General features: G+C 44.5%; 13 protein-coding genes and 1 pseudogene. 7 read left to right on the top strand and 7 right to left on the bottom strand.

Annotation, left to right across the window (positions count from 1 at the left end; all coding sequences use genetic code 11):
• The first annotated feature begins 80 nt into the window (after nt 1-80).
• The 3 genes from zwf (at nt 81) to ACFFAP_RS20210 (ending at nt 4,690) form a co-directional block, all read left to right on the top strand.
• Entirely contained in the window at nt 81-1,610 is a 1,530-nt protein-coding gene (zwf, locus tag ACFFAP_RS20220) for a glucose-6-phosphate dehydrogenase (RefSeq protein WP_375512887.1), read from the top strand.
• Between the two features lie 256 nt (nt 1,611-1,866).
• Entirely contained in the window at nt 1,867-3,234 is a 1,368-nt protein-coding gene (gene opcA, locus ACFFAP_RS20215) for a glucose-6-phosphate dehydrogenase assembly protein OpcA (protein WP_375512881.1), read from the top strand.
• Nucleotides 3,235-3,328: 94 nt separating this feature from the next.
• Entirely contained in the window at nt 3,329-4,690 is a 1,362-nt protein-coding gene (locus tag ACFFAP_RS20210) for a cobyrinate a,c-diamide synthase (protein WP_375512880.1), read from the top strand.
• A gap of 399 nt (nt 4,691-5,089) precedes the next feature.
• On the opposite strand, the gene ACFFAP_RS20205 is transcribed toward ACFFAP_RS20210, so the two are convergent.
• On the bottom strand, nt 5,090-5,545 hold the full coding sequence (locus ACFFAP_RS20205; protein WP_375512879.1) for a hypothetical protein: 456 nt from the start codon (nt 5,543-5,545) through the stop codon (nt 5,090-5,092).
• A 390-nt stretch (nt 5,546-5,935) separates the two neighbouring features.
• Between ACFFAP_RS20205 and ACFFAP_RS20200 the strand changes: the two are divergent.
• Nucleotides 5,936-6,118 (top strand): annotated as a pseudogene (locus ACFFAP_RS20200) (IS701 family transposase); the annotation flags it as partial.
• 50 nt (nt 6,119-6,168) lie between these two features.
• Here the strand turns inward: ACFFAP_RS20200 and ACFFAP_RS20195 are convergent.
• The 5 genes from ACFFAP_RS20195 to ACFFAP_RS20175 all read right to left on the bottom strand — a co-directional run bounded on the left by ACFFAP_RS20195 (nt 6,169) and on the right by ACFFAP_RS20175 (nt 10,117).
• Nucleotides 6,169-6,636 carry a Crp/Fnr family transcriptional regulator gene (locus tag ACFFAP_RS20195; RefSeq protein WP_273761982.1) on the bottom strand — a complete coding sequence of 156 codons (468 nt, stop codon included), beginning with the start codon at nt 6,634-6,636 and terminating at the stop codon, nt 6,169-6,171.
• 641 nt (nt 6,637-7,277) lie between these two features.
• Nucleotides 7,278-8,099: an alpha/beta fold hydrolase gene (locus ACFFAP_RS20190; RefSeq protein ID WP_273761983.1), complete on the bottom strand. Its 822-nt coding sequence runs from the start codon at nt 8,097-8,099 to the stop codon at nt 7,278-7,280.
• Between the two features lie 235 nt (nt 8,100-8,334).
• Nucleotides 8,335-8,484 carry an SDR family oxidoreductase gene (locus ACFFAP_RS20185; protein ID WP_375512878.1) on the bottom strand — a complete coding sequence of 50 codons (150 nt, stop codon included), beginning with the start codon at nt 8,482-8,484 and terminating at the stop codon, nt 8,335-8,337.
• Between the two features lie 80 nt (nt 8,485-8,564).
• Entirely contained in the window at nt 8,565-9,317 is a 753-nt protein-coding gene (locus ACFFAP_RS20180; RefSeq protein ID WP_375512877.1) for an SDR family oxidoreductase, read from the bottom strand.
• 56 nt (nt 9,318-9,373) lie between these two features.
• On the bottom strand, nt 9,374-10,117 hold the full coding sequence (locus ACFFAP_RS20175; RefSeq protein ID WP_375512876.1) for a 3-oxoacyl-ACP reductase family protein: 744 nt from the start codon (nt 10,115-10,117) through the stop codon (nt 9,374-9,376).
• A 110-nt stretch (nt 10,118-10,227) separates the two neighbouring features.
• On the opposite strand from ACFFAP_RS20175, the gene ACFFAP_RS20170 reads away from it, so the two are divergent.
• From ACFFAP_RS20170 to ACFFAP_RS20160, 3 genes are all read left to right on the top strand, one after another.
• Nucleotides 10,228-10,836: a TetR/AcrR family transcriptional regulator gene (locus ACFFAP_RS20170; RefSeq protein WP_375512875.1), complete on the top strand. Its 609-nt coding sequence runs from the start codon at nt 10,228-10,230 to the stop codon at nt 10,834-10,836.
• A gap of 410 nt (nt 10,837-11,246) precedes the next feature.
• Nucleotides 11,247-11,918 carry a cadmium resistance transporter gene (locus ACFFAP_RS20165; RefSeq protein ID WP_375512874.1) on the top strand — a complete coding sequence of 224 codons (672 nt, stop codon included), beginning with the start codon at nt 11,247-11,249 and terminating at the stop codon, nt 11,916-11,918.
• Nucleotides 11,919-12,267: 349 nt separating this feature from the next.
• A complete protein-coding gene (locus tag ACFFAP_RS20160; protein WP_375512873.1) occupies nt 12,268-12,897 on the top strand; it encodes a pentapeptide repeat-containing protein in 630 nt (209 codons plus the stop codon).
• A 77-nt stretch (nt 12,898-12,974) separates the two neighbouring features.
• On the opposite strand, the gene recJ is transcribed toward ACFFAP_RS20160, so the two are convergent.
• Nucleotides 12,975-15,392 carry a single-stranded-DNA-specific exonuclease RecJ gene (gene recJ / locus ACFFAP_RS20155; RefSeq protein ID WP_375512872.1) on the bottom strand — a complete coding sequence of 806 codons (2,418 nt, stop codon included), beginning with the start codon at nt 15,390-15,392 and terminating at the stop codon, nt 12,975-12,977.
• Nucleotides 15,393-15,892: the final 500 nt, after the last annotated feature.

Raw genomic sequence — 15,892 nt, 5'->3', positions numbered from 1 at the left:
CCCAATTCCCAATTCCCAATTCCCAATTCCCAATTCCCAATTCCCAATTCCCAATTCCAATCTCAAAATCCAAAATTGCTATGGTTAGTCTGCTAGAAAATCCCTTGCGCGTTGGTCTGCAACAACAAGGGATGCCTGAACCCCAAATTATAGTTATCTTTGGCGCTTCTGGTGATCTCACCTGGCGCAAACTTGTGCCAGCACTTTACAAATTGCGGCGAGAACGGCGCATTCCCCCTGAAACTACTATTGTTGGCGTAGCACGACGAGAATGGAGCCATGAATACTTCCGTGAACAAATGCAGAAGGGCATGGAAGAGGCACATCCTAATGTCGATTTAGGGGAACTTTGGCAAGACTTCTCTCAAGGTCTGTTCTATAGTCCTGGGGATATAGACAACCCCGAAGGCTACCAGAAACTGAAAACCTTATTGAGTGAATTAGACGAAAAACGGGGCACGCGAGGTAATCGCATGTTCTATCTCTCCGTTGCCCCCTCATTTTTTCCCGAAGCGATTAAGCAGCTAGGAAGCACCGGGATGCTAGAAGATCCCTACAAACACCGTCTAGTAATTGAAAAACCCTTTGGTCGGGATTTGGCTTCTGCCCAAAGTCTTAACCAAGTGGTACAGAAATATTGCAAAGAAAACCAAGTATACCGCATTGACCACTACTTAGGTAAAGAAACAGTCCAGAATTTGCTGGTATTTCGTTTTGCCAATGCGATTTTTGAACCGTTGTGGAATCGTCAATTTGTTGACCATGTGCAAATTACTGTGGCAGAAACCGTAGGCGTGGAAGACCGAGCTGGTTACTATGAAAGCGTCGGCGCACTGCGGGATATGTTGCAAAACCACTTAATGCAACTTTACTGCCTAACCGCGATGGAAGCACCCAACGCAATGGATGCCGACAGCATCCGCACAGAAAAAGTGAAGGTACTCCAAGCTACTCGTTTAGCTGATGTTCACAATCTATCGCGGTCAGCAGTCCGTGGTCAGTACAGTGCTGGCTGGATGAAGGGTCAAGTAGCGCCAGGGTATCGGACAGAACCAGGTGTTAACGCCAACTCCACCACACCCACCTATGTAGCGATGAAGTTTTTGGTAGACAACTGGCGATGGAAAGGTGTTCCATTCTACTTGCGTACCGGAAAGCGGATGCCGAAAAAAGTCAGTGAAATTTCGATTCACTTCCGCGAAGTTCCATCTCGGATGTTCCAATCTGCCGCCCAACAGGTAAACGCCAACATTTTGACGATGCGGATTCAGCCAAATGAAGGAATTTCCCTGCGTTTTGATGTCAAAATGCCGGGGGCAGAATTCCGCACCCGTTCCGTTGATATGGACTTTAGTTATGGTTCCTTTGGCATCCAAGCAACATCCGATGCCTACGATCGCCTATTCCTTGATTGTATGATGGGCGATCAAACATTGTTCACACGGGCGGACGAAGTAGAAGCAGCTTGGCAGGTAGTAACGCCAGCCCTTTCCGTTTGGGATGCACCCGCCGATCCAAATACTATTCCCCAGTACGAAGCTGGTACTTGGGAACCAGCAGAAGCAGAATTCTTAATTAACCAGGATGGCCGTCGCTGGCGCAGACTTTAGCAAGTTAGGAGTGATGAGTTAGGAGTGATAAATTATGAGTAATGAGTGATGAGTTATAACTTATGAGTTTTTGAGTTAATAATTTCGGTTCTCTAACTACTAACTCTTAACTTTCAACTCCTGTACAGACGCGATTAATCGCGTCTCTAACTCCTAACTTCCTAACTCCTGTACAGACGCGATTAATCGCGTCTCTAACTCCTAACTCGTAATTCCTAACTTATTCAACAAACAAAGCTGACAACTTAAAATTACTATGCCTACCCAAACTTCTACAATTTTTTCACTCCAGGCACCAAAAGATATTTCGCTTAACGAAATAGATACGGAACTGAATCAAATTTGGCAAAGCTACGGCATTACTGGCCAGGATGGTGGACTTCCCAGTGCTACTAGGGCAACAACATTTACTTTAGTGGTCTACGAACCAGAAGAAACTCAATATTTGTTGGCTGCTTTGGGATTTTACAACGGCCCAATTGATGGGATTTTAGGGCCACAGATGGCAGCAGCATTGCGGGAAGTGCAAAAAAAACATAGTCTGCCACAAACTGGAACAGCAACACTAGAAACTCTGACTGTATTACGAGAAGAATTTGCTAAAGTTCAGCGAAACGGGTCTGGAGGAGAACATCCTGGCAGTGGGATCTTAAATAATAGCGTCAGCCCCAGAATTGCCGATGAAATTGCCCTCCGCAACCCCTGCCGCATCATTGCACTATTTCCCATTGCTGGCGAAGATCAAGGGGTTAAAGCTCAAGTTTCTGCTTATTGCCCCATCCAAAAGCAATCGTCAAGGACACTTGTCTGCTGCGAATATATCACTCTCAGTGGTACTGCTGCTGCCTTAGAACGCATCGGTGGCATGATTCCAGCATTGTTAATTGGCGGCTTGCCGAAGTTTCTCTGGTGGAAGGCAACACCAGACCCTAACAACGGTCTATTCAAGCGCCTAGCAGCAGTCTGCAATAATGTCATTGTAGATTCTTGCAACTTTAACACCCCAGAAAGTGATTTACTCCACCTACAAGAGTTAGTAGAAACGGGTGTACCTTTAGCTGACTTGAACTGGCGTCGTCTCGCATCATGGCAGGAATTGACAGCTGAAGCCTACGACTCACCTAACCGTCGCGTCGCCCTCAAAGAAATTGACCGCGTTACCATTGATTACGAAAAAGGTAATCCCGCCCAAGCTTTGCTATTCTTGGGCTGGCTGGCAAGTCGGTTGCAATGGCAGCCAGTTTCTTATGAAAAGGAAAGCGGTGATTATGACATCACTCGCATCCGTTTTATTGCTCAAGAGCAGCGACAAGTAGAAGCAGAGTTAGCAGGAGTTCCAGTTGCTGATGTGGGCGATATTATCGGCGACTTGATTGCCTTGCGCCTCAGTTCGACAAATCCCCAGGCAGACTGTGGTACAGTTATCTGTTCAGAAACTGGTGGTTGTATGCGGATGGAAACCCACGGTGGTGCCCAATCTGCTGGTCTATTTCAACAGGTAACTTCACTTTCGGAACAAAAGGCGGAAGCATTGCTAAGTCAGCAAGTGCAACGCTGGGGCCGCGAGTCACTTTTTGAAGAAAGCCTGGGAGTGACAGCAAATATTTTCAAATTGGCTAATTAAAAGTTAGGAGTTAGGAAAGACGCAATTAATCGCGTCTGTACAGGAGTTAGGAGTTATAATTCATAACTTCTCACTCTCAACTCCTAACTTTTTTATGTCTGTAATTATTGCTGGAGAACGTAGTGGGGTTGGCAAGACAACAGTTACGCTCACCCTTTTAGCATCTTTACGTCGTCGCGATCGCCTGGTGCAATCTTTTAAAGTAGGCCCAGACTATATTGATCCGATGTTTCATCAACACGTAACTGGTCTTCCTTGTCGCAATTTAGACCCTGTACTGACTTCTGAAGCCTACGTTCAACAATGTTTTGCCCGTCATAGCCAACTGAGTGAATATGCCCTAGTAGAAGGGGTAATGGGATTATTTGACGGAATTGGGCATGGGCAAGAAAAGCAAAAATCAACTGACTTTGCGAGTACAGCACACATCGCCCGGCTTTTAGATTTACCTGTGGTATTGGTGATTGATTGCAGTCGCTTATCTGGTTCTGTAGCTGCGATCGCTCACGGCTACCAGTCTTTTGATCCCCGAATTAAAATAGCTGGGGTAGTATTAAATCGCGTGGGGAGCGATCGCCATCTATCTCTCCTCAAAGATTCCTTAGAACCCTTACAATTACCCATTCTCGGCGTACTGCGGCGTCAAGATAACATCACAATTCCCGATCGCCATTTGGGTTTAGTACCAACAGCAGAACTTCCCGAACTCAATTCTTTAATTAATCGTCTTGCCGATTTAGGAGATACCTGTTTTGATTGGCAACATTTATTACCCCTGTTAAAATCAGAACCTCTGGCTGATTCGTCTCATCCCTCTCATCCCCCTTCCTCCATCAGAATTGCAGTAGCCCGCGATCGCGCTTTTAATTTCTACTACCAAGACAATCTTGATTTGCTGCAACAACTTGGTGCAGAACTGGTTTTCTGGAGTCCTCTAGAAGATGCTGCAATACCAAAAAATGTGCAGGGAATGTATTTTGGCGGAGGTTTCCCAGAAGTTTTTGCCCAGCAACTAGCAGAAAATACCAACGTTCGTGATGCAGTGAAAACAGCAATTCTTCAAGGAATGCCTGCGATCGCTGAATGCGGCGGATTAATGTATTTATGTGAGCAAATTATCGATTTTGAGGGAAAATCTTGGTCGATGGCAGGAGTTTTACCGACATCTGCTGTCATGGGTGGGCGTTTAACTTTAGGTTATCGTCGTGCAGTAGCTTTGCAAGATAATCTGTTAGTGAAGGCAGGTACAACTGTTTACGGACATGAGTTTCATCGTTCCCATTTAACTTTAACTCCCACTCAGCCTTTATTTGAAACTTCTCGCTACGATTGTGAGGAAAATATGGGATGCGAGGGATGGGGTTTACCTGCTAATGTTCATGCTTCTTATGTTCATCTGCATTGGGGAGAAAGTGGAGAGATACCACAACGGTTTATTAAACAATGTAAAAGTTAGTAGGTGAAGTCTCAGATGAGTATTAAAAGTTTTTATTATTCATAAGCAGAAATGTATTGTTCATAACTTACATGAGAATAACCAATGGAAAAAAAATCGTCTCAGTCAATAAATTCTGAAACTGCCATATACTCTTCATATTCTTCTTGTGAACTAAAACCCATTTTTTTATAATCTTCTTTAGGCACTTTTAGATCCCCCCTAACCTCTTAAAAAGGGGGAAACCAGAATCAAAGTCCCCCAATTTATCAGGGAGCCACTGCGTTGGGCGGCGAGCCACTCTTGTTGCACGTGGCATGGATTTAGAAGAATCTAAAACTTTTGATACCCATAAGAGGACTTTTCAAACATCCTCTGAGATCAGATCCAGTACTTTTACGCCGACTAGCGATAAATTTGCTAACATTTGTAAACACTGCCATTATTAATATCTCTTTCAGCTTTAAAAAGGTTTTCAAAAGTATAAAGATTGAAAATTGTCTGATGTTCTCGATACTGATGATTATCTCTACAACTTACCTGAATATCATCAATAGACCAGTTGGCAAAACCGATTCCCTTACAGCTCTTTAGAACTATCCGTATTCCCGGCATTTGGGTTGTTCCTGTTCTCCAACCTTTGGAAGTAATGTAATAGGACAAGGTTCCTTGAAATTGGTTATCAGCGAACTTGACTAATATCAATTTCATGTCATCCAAAATAAAATGTTCTTGACCTCTATCAAGTATATTGCTAAACATACATCTATCATTCCATTTATTAAATTTGCTGAATGAGTCTGGAGTTTCTATAGGTTTAGAACGTTCTAACCTCTCATAACAAGAAGTTGTCGCTTCTTCTTGAGTAGTATTCATCTTAATTTCACATCCATCTGCTAAAAGTGTTGAAATAAACGACTGTAATCCTACCCCAATAAGGTGTTCTGTCGATAATGTTCTTAATAAGTTGCTATACATTAACCTGAGTTCGACTGTTAGAAAAGGACAAAAAGCTTGCTAGATATGAATTTAAGAAATTGGGCAGGTATAGTGATGCCGAAGATTTATGCAGAATCGGCAAAAAAGTCACAAAAAAACGCCGAGACTAAAAATATCTAAGAAAAATTGAGTCTCGACTATATCTAAGATTGTATCTTGCCTTGATATTACACAAATCTTCTGTGACGTAGATGATTTCTGTAATCAGTGGGAAAGCTTGTGGTAGCAAGTCCCACAGTTACCATCCACACTCATGTGAACATCGCAGTCAGTTGGCATCAACTAACAGGGGGCTTAAGACGTAGATGGGCGAACAAATCTTTAAACACATTTACTGAAGCAATAGATGCCTTTAGAACAGCTATGTCCTTTCGATTTTTTGACTGGTTGACCTTTAACCGTGCGTATTTGTTGCTTATTAAAGCTAATTTGGGCTTAATTTTTGTCTAAGTCTCATTAGTAGTGTTTTGGAACCTGCACAGGAACCAAACTGCTATTTCTCACTCTCTGCTAAAAGCCCCCGGATTTGTCCGTGGGGAATTCGTTACATTCATATCGTCATTCAATCTGCGAATCAGACGGGATAACTCACGAATGATATTCACCGCAATTTCAGGAGTTTCTTCGATCGCATCATACAATTGCTCTTGGGTCAGTTCCAAAAATTCGCAAGGTTCCAAAGTCGTTGCAGTGGCGGAACGAGGTTGAGTATCAAATACTGCCATCTCACCAAAGTATTTTCCCTGTTCCACCTCTGCCAACTGTTTATTCCCAATGTGAACTTTAACTCGACCTGATACGACAATATAGAGCGATCGCCCTTCTTCTCCCTGGCGAAAAATGGTGTAATTAGCTGGAAATGACAATTCGTTCATTACTGAAGTGAGCCGTACAATAAAATCATCCCGCAATTCCTTAAAAATTGGGACTCGCCGGACAAATAATAAACGGTCAACACTGGTTAGCATAATTACAAGTTAAACATCAAATATTACTGTAAATTTTAAAACTTAACCCAGGGCGCAATTAGTCATATTAACCGATGTTGAACGCTAGCCGTCAAGAATATCTTAAATTTTACCAACACAAAACCACTTACCATCTCTTCAATAGGAGCGATCGCTCTTAAACTTCTCAGATCCTAACTCAGTATGAGGTGTCACCAACTGCTACTCTTTCCTATGCGGTTTAACAGTGCTACAGCCCCTGTTAGACCTCCATCCCGCCAATTTCTATGTAATGACATTTTTAAAACGAAGATTTTTACCACATTTAAGATGTCATACCGTTTCACTTTAATAAAGTAAGCACTTTCGCGATATTTACAACAAGCTGCCTTTTCTCTCACCCTCATAATAATAGGACTTACGCAGACTCTACGAATTCTTCTCTACCAGACGCTGCGCGTTGGTGTCAGCCTCTCGCAGAGATGGCGGTAGCCTGCGGCAACCCACTACGTGTCTACGACAAATTAAGCTTTTTAGCAATTTTTGCCTAAGTCCTGAATAATTATTATTACTGTTTAAGTTTGAACTCTTAATTTTTGTGGGTAATTTATTCTTTGTCAGTCCTTTTATAACGATTTGTTAGCGGCACTGGCAAAGCGAATTCAGGTCTTGAGGAATGCCAGCAGGTCAGTGTTAAATTGATCCCGATGTGTGCTGGTCAGTCCATGAGGTGCGCTCGGATAGACCTTCAGAGTTGAGTCCTTGACAATCTTTGAGGAGAGAAGAGCTGAGTTATTGATCGGCACAATTTGGTCGTCGTCACCGTGAATGATCAGCGTCGGCACATCGAACTTTTTGAGGTCTTCGGTGAAGTCCGTTTCCGAGAACGCCTTAATGCAATCGAACGCACCTTTGAGACCGACTTGCATACTCTGGAGCCAGAACTGCTCTCGGAGACCTTGGGAGACTTTAGCACCTGGTCTGTTGGCACCGTAGAATGACTCGCTGAGGTCTTTGTAAAACTGGGAACGATCATTAGCAACACCCGCGCGGATGTTGTCAAAGACTTCGATTGGCAGTCCGCCAGGATTAGCTTCGGTCTTTAGCATCAGCGGTGGCACTGCGCCGACTAGTACGGCTTTGACAACGCGTCTCGTGCCGTGGCGACCGATATAGCGGGTGATTTCGCCGCCGCCTGTCGAGTGACCGACTAGGACTACATCTTTGAGATCCAGTGTCTCAATGAGCGCCGCGAGATCGTCGGCGTACCTATCCATTTCATTACCGTTCCAGGGCTGGCTTGACCGCCCATGTCCGCGACGGTCATGGGCGATCGCGCGATAACCATTGTCTGCCAAGAAAACCAGTTGCTCGTCCCAGGCATCAGCATTAAGCGGCCAGCCATGACTGAAGACGACAGGTTGTCCTGTGCCCCAGTCTTTGTAATAAATTTGCGTGTCATCTTTAGTTGTGATCATGCTCATCTTTTTATCTCCTTATTCGTGGTTAGAGCTTGTCGGCACAGCATAACTTCAGCAGTAAGGTCTTAAGCAGCAACATCCGGGAAAAGACACATAGCTCTAAAATTATCCCAGTAAACGTTCTTCTGGAGCAATCCCTTGGAGTGTGTCCAAAGGGTGCGGAATCAGGTTCTAAGCTAATGAAGCGATGCCTAAAGGAATAAGGTTTCAGAGAGTTATTGCGTAAGTTTTAACCCATTCAGATTTGTGCCACACTGCCATCGACAAAAAATTCAATGCCCGTAATGTAGCTGCTGTCATCTGAAGCCAGCAAGGAAAGCGCTTTTGCCACTTCATCCGGGATTCCCACCCGCCCCAGGGGAATGTCATTCACCATCTCCCTGTGCATTTCCTCGAGTTATTTGAGTTGAGCATGAAGTGGACTAGAAACAGCCTATTTCTTAGGTTGCCGACCGCTTTGGCGAGGCTTCAAATCTGCGCCATGCCCCCATCGACGAAGAGTTCGATGCCATTGACAAAGCTGCTGTCATCGGATGCAAGGAAGACGACAGCTTTAGCAATCTCGTCTGGCGTGCCCACCCGCCCAAGGGGGATATTGTCAGCCTGACTTGCTATAAATCCCTGCACCTGCTCCTCGCTCAGTCCGATGAGATTGTAGCCAGGAGTAGGCACGACACCAGGGCTGATGGCATTGACACGAATCTTGCGCTCTTTGAGGTCGAGTGTCCAGTTCCGGGCAAACGAGCGCACGGCGGCTTTGGTGGCGCTGTAAACGCTGAACGCTGGGGTGCCCTTGATAGAAGTAATCGAAGCATTGAGGATAATCGAAGCCCCCTCTGGCAACAAAGGCAATGCCTTCTGCACGGTGAAAAGCAGACCTTTGACGTTGGTGTTGAAGGTTTTGTCGAAGTGTTCTTCGGTAATCGATCCGAGCGGGACAAGTTCCCCACCTCCAGCATTGGCGAAGATGATATCAAGGCGACCTTTCTCTTGCTCAATCGTCGCGTAAAGGCGATCAAGGTCTGCTAGATTTGAGGCATCGCTCTGAACGCCCATGACGTTTTTATCGATCTCTTTGACGGCGGCATCAAGTTCACTTTGACGACGACCCGTGATGAAGACATATGCACCTTCGGCGACGAATCGCTTGGCAGTAGCAAGACCGATGCCGCTGGTGCCACCTGTAATCAGCGCGATTTTTTCTGAAAGCTTCTGTGACATAGTGATGTTTTTTTTGAATCAGGTTTAGGGACTAGCAAGTCTAGATTACATATCGTTCAAGCTGTAAAGCCACCATCAATCTTCAGGTTGGCACCAGTGACAAAGGCAGCTTCAGGACTGGCGAGATAGGAAACCAAGCCAGCAACCTCATCGCTCTGTCCGTAGCGACCGAGGGCAGTTATCTTTTTCAGCCCATCGGCAAAGTCCCCTTCTGCCGGGTTCATATCAGTCTCAATCGGGCCAGGTTGAATGTTGTTGACAGTGATGCCGCGAGGTGCAAGATCGCGGGCGAGACCACGGGTAAAGCTGGCGATCGCTCCCTTAGTCAACGCATAGACCGAGACCCCAGCAAAAGCGGTGGAATCACTGCTGACGCTGCCAATCATGATGATCCGTCCACCCTCACCCATATGGCGAATCGCCTCCTGAGTTGCCACGAAAACGCCCTTGATGTTCACCGCGACGAGTCGGTCAAACTGATCCATCGAGAACTGGTCGATTAAACCAAAAGCGATAACTCCGGCGTTGTTTACGAGGATGTCGAGGCGACCTAAAGTGTTGACTGTCTCGGCGACGGCGTGTTTCACCGCTTCAACATCAGCACTGTCAGCGGCAAGCGCCAAGGCTTTTCCACCTGCCGCTTCGATCGCAAGCACCACCTCGTCGGCTTTTTGGGGCGAACTAGTGTAGGTGAGGGCGACTGCTGCGCCATCTTGGGCGAGACGTTTAGCGATCGCTGCCCCTAGACCGCGTGAACCGCCCGTAACCAATGCAACTTTTCCTGCGAGTGTTTTTCCCATAATTTGCTCTACTGGGCATAATAGTTGCCAATCAGTGTTTATTTACCAATCGGTACAAAAAGTATCCCCTGATTAAATCTTGCTGTCAAGGAAGTTTTATACTTAAAGGTATGGAAAGGAGAAAGTCTCATAGAGTACAGGGACGTCCTCGTGCTTTTGATATCGACGAAGCTTTAGAGCAAGCTTTGCAGATGTTCTGGCGCAAGGGCTATCTGGGAACATCCCTTACGGATCTAACTGAGGCGATGGGTATTAACCGTCCGAGCCTCTATGCTACCTTTGGCAATAAGGAAACTTTATTCCGCAAGGTGCTTGATCGCTATAGTGATAGGCAAACAGCCTACCTTCGTGAGGCACTTGAGGAGCCAACCGCACGTAGAGTCATCGAGCGGATGATGTCTAGCGTTGTTGACTTGGTAACTAATCCGTGCAATCCGTCAAGATGTCTCTTTGCACTGAGTATGCTTTCATGTGGAGATCCGGACGATCCGCTCCATCAAGAATTGGCACAACGCCAAGTGTTAAGCGAGATTGCAATACGCGATCGCTTCGAGCGTGCTTTATCAGAAGGTGACTTGCCGTCTGATACTGATCCTGCTACCCTTGCTCGCTTTGTCGTAACTGTCAACTTTGGGATGTCCGTCCAAGCAGCGAGTGGAGCCAGTCGCGCCCAACTCCTAGAGGTTGTTCAGACGGCATTGCGAGCCTGTCGAATATAAGGGACTACCAAATAATCCCCTTGGGGACTGCTTCCTCTACTTTTTCTCTGATTATCATTCTTATCTAGGTTATGCAGCTTTATTTAATCATTTTTGGGTGATTTATTTTTTTTTGTAGTCCCTAAAGTTATTAATCACTTTTATTTATCATTTTAAAAAACAAGAGTATTTGCTCTTATTTGGATGAAAGCCATAATATTGACTTCATGAGCTCCCAAGGTACCTTGCTGAGGAAAAAAACACCAATTTGATTGGAGGCAATCGCCTCTAAAAACTGGGGAACTGGCTGATGACTAGCGAAGATCGGTTGTCGTTAGGAAAAACACTCACAAAATCTCCTGAACTGCCCTCATTGCCAGAAGCAGAGAAGGACTAAGACAAACAGCATTGAATTATCGTGAGCAAAAATTATGAGTTGGCTAATTAGTACATTAATTATTGGAATCTCTACCGCTTTTGCAACCACCTTTGACGACAATTTATACTTGACAGCTTTCTTCGGAAAAGTCAATCGCAGCTTTCGTCCTAAGCATATTGTTCTCGGTGAATTTCTTGGATTCACTACTTTAGTATGTGCTAGTCTCCCTGGTTTCTTCGGCGGTCTGATTATTCCAAGCACCTGGATTGGTTTGCTAGGTTTGCTTCCCATCGCCATTGGTATTAGTAATTTCATCAGTCGAGAAGAGGAAACACAGACAGTGCAAGCGGTGTCAGTTGACTTAACTCCTGCCAAATCTGAACGTCAGAAGAAATCAGTATTGGCAACCATCCGCGATCCTCAAACTTACCGCGTTTCCGCTGTCACCATTGCCAATGGAGGAAACAACATTGGGATCTATGTACCCTTGTTTGCCAGTAGCAATCTTCCAAGTTTGGGTGTAATTCTGTGTGCTTGCTATTTCAGTGTTGGGGCGTGGTGCTTACTCTCTTACAACCTGACTCGTAATCCTCTGATGACTCCGGTTTTAACTCGCTATGGTCGAAAAGTCTTCCCATTTGTCTTAATTTACTTGGGACTCTCTATCTTAATTAAAAGTGAATCATATCGACTTTTACCTAGTCTGGCAATGCTTTCGAATTAGGCATGAGCCGATCGCCTACAGTAGGCGCTTTGCGCGATGTCTACGACGGGCATAGCTGCGGCACCTAATCTGAAAACTTGTTATCTGGGGATACGATGTCTGACGACAAGTTACTATGCATCTACGCAATTAGCTACTGAAAATTATTGATGGATGCTATGTCCATAACCAAAAAATCAGCTTATCGTTTCCCATGCAAAAAAACTTATTAATCACTTTTATTTATCAATTTGAATTCAAATAATATTTGATGTTATCAATTAATTTATCTAAATTGAGAATAAAGCAGATTATTGATGGCTCTTATAAAAGCAAGCTCACCACTACGAATCATGATCGCAAGGAACTAATGAATAAACCAAATCCAAAAAAATTAACTCAGTGGATCGTAACAGCAGTATTTCTGGTACTTGTAGTAGGATTTTCTCTCCTTGACCAGCAAGCAGTTAAAGCTCAAACACTAACACCATCCATACCTACACTAGGCCCAGTAATGCCTCCTGTTACATCGCCAATGGAGCCTGTAACTTCCCCAGTAATATCTCCGGTTGTATCCCCAATAGTGTCTGTAGCAGAAAACGTTAGACATTTATTACAAACCAATGAATGTGTCGGATGTAATTTAACTGGAGCAATGCTAAAGGACGCAAACTTGCAAGCAGCAAACTTGGAGGGTGCTAACTTACAAAATGCAGACTTAGAAAGGGCTAACTTGCAGCAAACAAACTTACAAAGGGCAAACTTTCAAGGAGCAGATTTAGGCAAGGTAAACCTTTTGGGAGCAAATTTGTTAGGCGCAAACCTATTTGATGCAGACCTAGAGAAAGCCAACTTGCTGGGAGCAAACCTGCAAGCAGCTAACCTACAGGGCGCAGACTTGGAAAAGACAAATCTCACAAATGCAAACATGCAGGGGGTTAACCTGATGGGGGTTGATTTGGAAGATGCTATCAGACCGGAAGGATTCACTATTCAGTGATTAAACTGAAGTTCTCTGTGCAAATTTAATAAAAAATCTTAAAAGCCTGATTCAGTAATGAATACAGGCTTTACTTTTTAAAGGTTTGTACCCATGTAATTGTCGGAACTTGCGATCGCCACAATAGTAGATAAAGGCACTTCAGCAAAATATTGTCGCTGAAATTGTTCTTCTCTGACAGCAGCTAAAAATCGTTCCACTGCTCCCTCAGCCAAGTTTTCTGCATTATCGGTTGGATACCAGGTGATTTGCAAATAACGGTCTTGTCGTTTAACTGTGAACCCTAAAAATTTTAAAGCTTTGATTCCTACAAGTAAGGTTTGGTCGGTGATGCCGATTTTCTCTAAAAGTTGGACGCGGGTAACTAGTTGATTTGTGCGACTGAGATATTTGGCAATTCCTACAAGAGTCAGCCAAATTTGATTGGGTGGTTGGAGGTTGGGTTTAGACCAAGCGATCGCTAGTTGTTGCTGATTGTCAAGCGTAGACGTAGAGCTGCTTATCGTTAGACATCGCCGCAACCACGCGCGTAAATCATCCCAGTTTGTGGGACAATCTTCGATAATCAGTGCTGAGTCGTGAGTGTTAAGTGCTAAGTGTTCCTGATTCCGTAAGTCTAAGATGAGTGGTGTTAGCGATAGCGGGGCGTTTAGCCCATTCCGAGTGTTCAGTGCTGAGTTAACACTGGGACGTACAGCAATTAATCTGATTTCATAACGTTTTTTAAAGGTGTTGTAGTCTAGTTCTGCTATGCAATCACACCTTCCTATGGGCAACTCATCTTTGTAGTGTCCCCACCATATACCAGGAAAAGCGCTTCTGCTGGAATCATCCCGAATATCAAACTCTGTTTTAATGTACTGTACCTTTTTCCCTTGCCAATCCTGCTGATTGCGATGCCAAGAATTTTCAAACCAGCAGTTTTGAATTAACAATTTCGGAACAGGGTTACCCATTCCACAAGGTTCTAGCAGTTTGAGTTCCAAAAATAACTCTTTTCCCAAGTCTGCTACTGTTACCGTCAAGTCTGCTTGCACGGTAGGCGTTAAAGTCGTACTACCTAAAGATTGCCGCAACTGCTGATTAATCGCTGCTGTAAATAAAGGAATGTTCTCCACCAACAAACTCAAACCTGCTGCAAAGGGATGTCCCCCAAACCGATGTAACAAATGTGCTTGGTCTTTCACCAGTTGGTATAAATCGACGGAATTCACCGAACGGGCGGAACCACGGGCTAGGGGAGTAGGGGCCCAATCTTCTCCACTCCCCACTCCCGATTCCCCACTCCCTTCTGTACTCAACAAAATCGTTGGGCGACCTGTTTCTTGTGCTACTTGTCCAGCAACTAAGCCCAAGACACCCGCAGGCCATTGGGCATCTTCTAGGACGATGACGCTGGTGGTTGATAAGTCTAATTGAGTAAGTTTTTGTGCTACTTGCGCTTGTACATCTTTTTGTAAAGATTTGCGGCGGGTGTTTGCGAGTTCTGTAACTTCGGCTAGTTCGTGACAACGTTTGGCATCTCGACTAGTTAATAATTCAACGCAAAAACTGGCATCGCCTTGGATGCGGCTGACGGCGTTAATTCTTGGGCCCAAACCAAAGGAAATATCTGTGGGGCGATCGCCACTTTTTTGGCACAATTCTAATAATCGCCCCACCCCCGGACGCCGACGCGTTGCGGCTGGCTGTTGAAAATCTGCTTGCAGTCGTTGAATTCCCAACTGTGCTAAATAGCGACAATCTCCACTTAACTGCACCAAGTCGGCAATTAATCCTACTGCTACTAAATCTAATAAATCCTCTAACGGATGTTTTGCAATATTAGGCAGACTTTGATATAATGCTTCCACCAACTTATAAGCTACCGCTACCCCAGAAAGATTGAACAGCTGATGTTCTCTGGGCAAATAACGAGGATTAATAATTGCTGCGACGCGTGGACGTTCGGCGGGTAAGGTGTGATGGTCTGTAACTATTACATCTATGCCTAGTTGTTTAGCGTAGATAATTTCCTCAATATTTGTGCTGCCTGTGTCGCAAGTAACAATTAATTTGCAACCTTGTTTTGCTAAATTATCAATCCCTTGATTATTAAGTCCGTGAGATTCTGTGAGGCGATTGGGAATGTAGTAAATTAACTGAGTATTTTGTTTAAAAAATTGCCCCAATCCATCCCAAAGTACAGATGTGGCGGTAATCCCATCAGCATCAAAGTCTCCCCAGATGGCAATTTTTTCTTTGGTGTTATATGCTTGTTGCAACCGGGCGATCGCTAAGTGCATTTCTTGCCCAAACTCAAACGGACTCGCTGGTTGATAAGCTTTATAGTTAATAAAAGCTGTTAATTGTTGATGATCTTTAATTCCCCGTTGCCACAACAATTGTGCTGCATATATTCCACTTGATGCGGGTGTATGCTGTTTCACCGCTTGGATAAACCACTTCGGGGGTTGTTCGGTTGCTGCTATAGTCCACTGCTGTTGTTCTGGCATACAAAGAAAGTTAGGAGTTAGAAGTGAGAAGTTAGGAGTTAAGAGTTTTAATTTATAACTTTTAATTACTAACTTTTAACTGTTAGATTGGAGATTGATCCTCAGGCGTTTGGATTCATTCACTAGGGGTTTATAGTATACTTTACGACTTTTCAAACATCCTCTAAGAATTTTCCAACAAAGCCTTGATAATGTTGGGTTACCCTGCGGGGATCTTGCTACATTCCTCAAACGCCACTTGCTACCCTGCGGGAACGCTAAAAGCGAACAAGTCGGGAAACCGCAAGGGCGCAGTGGCTCCCCAACCTTGTATCTTAGATAGGACTTACGCACACTCTACGAATTCTCGGCGCTCTTGGCGTCTTCTCTACGAGACGCTGCGCGAAGGTGGTTCGATAAATTAAGGTTTTTGGCGATTTTTGCGTAAGTCCTGTTAGAAACAGATACCTCGAAGTCGTTTTGAGGTACTTCAAAGTCGTTTTGAGGTACTTCAAAGTCGT

Origin of the sequence: uncultured Nostoc sp. (genome assembly GCF_964245575.1) — a bacterium.
Classification (GTDB): Bacteria; Cyanobacteriota; Cyanobacteriia; order Cyanobacteriales; family Nostocaceae; genus Nostoc.
This window is presented reverse-complemented; position numbering and strand designations above follow the sequence as displayed.